Here is a 2901-nt window from a genome sequence, read left to right as displayed (position 1 = left end):
CTCGTAGGAGCTGCCGCAGACTGCGATCTTTTGCTTTTAATGGACGATGGAATTGGGCGGCAGATGCCCCAACCGTTCCGTCAGGCGAATCCGCTGGATCGGATCGTCGCTGAGCAGCAGTGCGTGCTCCAGGTCAAAACGCTCGGCGTTCGGGCAGTCCAGCCGCTGGTACAGGCTGGCCCGGGCCAGATAGTCGGAGGCACTGGCGTCACCCAGTTCCAGGACGCGATCGGCGTCGATCAAGGCATTGATGAAATCGTCGTGGGACAGGTACAACTGGCGCAGGTTGCGCGACAGCCGTTGCAGCATCTGCGCCGGCTCGGCGGTTGCGAGGTGCTCGGCGCTGAGCTTTATGTTCGGGCCGTACTGGCGCTGCAACAACTCCCGACAATCGTTCGGATAAAGGCGACGACCGCCGCAGGGATCGAGCAAATGGTCGGCGCCCGGCACCCGCAGCAGGAAATGCCCGGGGAAGTTGACCCCGACCAGGGGAATCTCCAGACCCCTGGCCAACTCCAGCGCAATCAGCCCCAGCGTCAAGGGTTGGCCTCTTCGGCGTTCCAGTACCTTGTTCAACAGGGCCACTTGGGGGCGTAACGGCGTGAAATCGTCCTGGGCGAAGCCAAGGTCGTTCATGCGCCGCAGTAGCGGCTGGGCCAGTTCACTGACCGGCAGCATCGGCAAGCCGCCACTGACCCGTTGCTGCAACGCCTGGAAATCGGCCAGCAGTGCTTGCGGCTCCACCTCGTTGTCGTGCTCGACCGCAATCCACAGTGCCGCCTCGAACAGCGCGGGCGGTGAACGTTGCAGGCAGGCGAAGAACGATTGGCGCGGGGTCATCAAAATCTCCGGGCGATGCCTCGTTTTAGCCCCCTCTCCGGCGTTCGTCCAGTGCCGTACAAGGTCGAATGCAGGTTATTTCCTAAAGCTTGCATCGTGGCCGTGCTTATTCCGGTGCGCTTCTGCAATTTTTGGGCGCAAGCCTATACTGGCGTCTACAAGAAGTGATTCGGGAGCCTTACGATGTTCGCTCTCATGCAAAGCACCCGCCTTGAATCGCTGCATCTGAGCGTCGACTCGGTCACCGGGTTGAAGGCGGTCATTGCCATTCATAACAGCCGTCTGGGGCCTGCCCTGGGTGGTTGTCGTTACCTTGCCTACCCCAGCGACGAATCCGCGATCGAGGATGCTGTGCGCCTGGCCCAGGGCATGAGCTACAAGGCTGCGCTGGCCGGGCTGGCGCAGGGGGGAGGTGTGGCGGTCATTGTCCGCCCGGCCCATGTTGCAAACCGCGGTGCGCTRTTCGAAGCCTTCGGGCGCTGCATCAATCAGCTTGATGGTCGCTACATCACCGCCATCGACAGCGGCACTTCGGTAGCGGACATGGATTGCATCGCCCAACAGACCCAGCACGTCACCAGCACCACGTCGGCGGGAGACCCGGCGCCCCATGCGGCAATGGGCGTATTCACCGGCATTCGCGCCACTGCCATGGCGCGGTTGGGTAGCGATAATCTCGAAGGTTTGCGCGTAGCGATTCAAGGCTTGGGCAATGTCGGCTATGCCCTGGCGGAGCAGTTGCACGCCGCCGGAGCCGAACTGCTGGTCAGCGATATCGATCACGGCAAGGTGCAATTGGCCATGGAGCAACTCGGTGCGCACCCGATTGCCAACGAAGCGCTGCTCAGCACACCTTGCGATATCCTCGCGCCCTGCGGCCTGGGCGGTGTACTCAACAGCCATACCGTGACGCAATTGCGCTGCTCGGCGGTGGCCGGTTCGGCGAACAATCAGCTGACGCATCTGGACGTCGCCGACCAACTGGAGCGCCGTGGCATCCTGTATGCGCCGGATTACGTGATCAACGCTGGCGGGCTGATTTACGTGTCGCTCAAGCACCGAGGGGAAGGACTGTCGACCATCACCGCGCACCTGTCGAAAATCAGCACGCGCCTGACCGAAGTGTTCGCCCACGCCCAGGCGGAAAAACGCTCTCCCGCACGGGTGGCCGATGAGTTGGCGGAGAAAGTGTTGTACCGGTGAGTCAGGCATGAGTTTTCCACAGGCATGAAAAAGGCCCTGGGTCATTCGACTCAGGGCCTGTTCAATTCGGGCTGTGCCTACTTGGCGGCTTTGGGGGCCTTGGCAGGCTTGGCCGGGACGATCGGCTCAGCGGCTTCAACGACCTCGAGCGCTGCGACAGGTTCTGCGACTTCAACCGGTGCGCTGAGCAATTCGGACAGAGCGTCCGGCTGGCTCTTGAACGCCTTGGCGAACACGTCGCGATTCTTCGCCATGTAGATCCCGGCTTCTTCCACTTGCTGCTCGGTCAGGGACGGAACGGCTTTTTGCAATACTTCAGCCAGCAATTCGGCCAGTTCGAGCATTTTGTCATGACGGTCAGCTTCGGCTTTATCCATGAACAAGCGCTCCAGATCTCGGCTGCTGCGGTATACCACTTCGACGGCCATTCACCACCTCACATGCCTTCACATTGGTTGTCGATTTCGACTACTGTATTTATATACAGCCAAAAGGATAAGCGAATCCCTGTCTTTTGGGTAGTGGCTTTTTAATGTAGACCGGAAATCCGGATTTGCACTGTTGCCTGTGGGAGCGGGCTTGGTCCGGGCGGCGTTCCGACGAAGAGGCCGGTGAAATGGCCACAAAAGTGTCCAGCGGCAGACCATCCTCATCTCACTCAACAGCCTCTGGCCTTTTTTCTGCATGCAGAAAAACCGTCACGTCCAACCCGCATCATCCGGTCGAGCCGACCTAAGGAAGCAGCATCGTGAAAATCAACTGGGCCGAAAAACTGCGGCAGAACGTACATGGACTGGCCGAGTCCCTGGGCAATCTGTTCGTCGAAACCTTCCACTACCTGGCGCTGTYCGCCATTGG

2 protein-coding genes and 2 pseudogenes are annotated in these 2901 nt (G+C 60.2%); 2 read left to right on the top strand and 2 right to left on the bottom strand.

Going from position 1 to position 2901, the window contains the following annotated elements:
- Positions 1–36: 36 nt before the first annotated feature.
- On the bottom strand, positions 37–840 hold the full coding sequence (locus tag ACXRVY_RS22685) for a SirB1 family protein (RefSeq protein ID WP_223463382.1): 804 nt from the start codon (positions 838–840) through the stop codon (positions 37–39).
- A 183-nt stretch (positions 841–1023) separates the two neighbouring features.
- Here ACXRVY_RS22685 and ACXRVY_RS22680 point away from each other — a divergent pair, with 183 nt between their 5' ends.
- Positions 1024–2043 (top strand): Glu/Leu/Phe/Val dehydrogenase family protein, encoded by a 1020-nt coding sequence (locus tag ACXRVY_RS22680; RefSeq protein WP_223463381.1) that lies wholly within the window; start codon positions 1024–1026, stop codon positions 2041–2043.
- Positions 2044–2231: 188 nt separating this feature from the next.
- Here ACXRVY_RS22680 and ACXRVY_RS22675 read toward each other — a convergent pair.
- Positions 2232–2471: pseudogene (locus ACXRVY_RS22675) on the bottom strand (YebG family protein); the annotation flags it as partial.
- Positions 2472–2791: 320 nt separating this feature from the next.
- On the opposite strand from ACXRVY_RS22675, the pseudogene ACXRVY_RS22670 reads away from it, so the two are divergent.
- Positions 2792–2901, top strand: a pseudogene (locus ACXRVY_RS22670) (phosphate-starvation-inducible protein PsiE); the annotation flags it as partial.

It is taken from the genome of Pseudomonas sp. P5_A2_2 (assembly GCF_054177685.1).
Note: the sequence above shows the minus strand (reverse complement) of the source record. Positions and strands in the feature narration are given on the sequence as shown.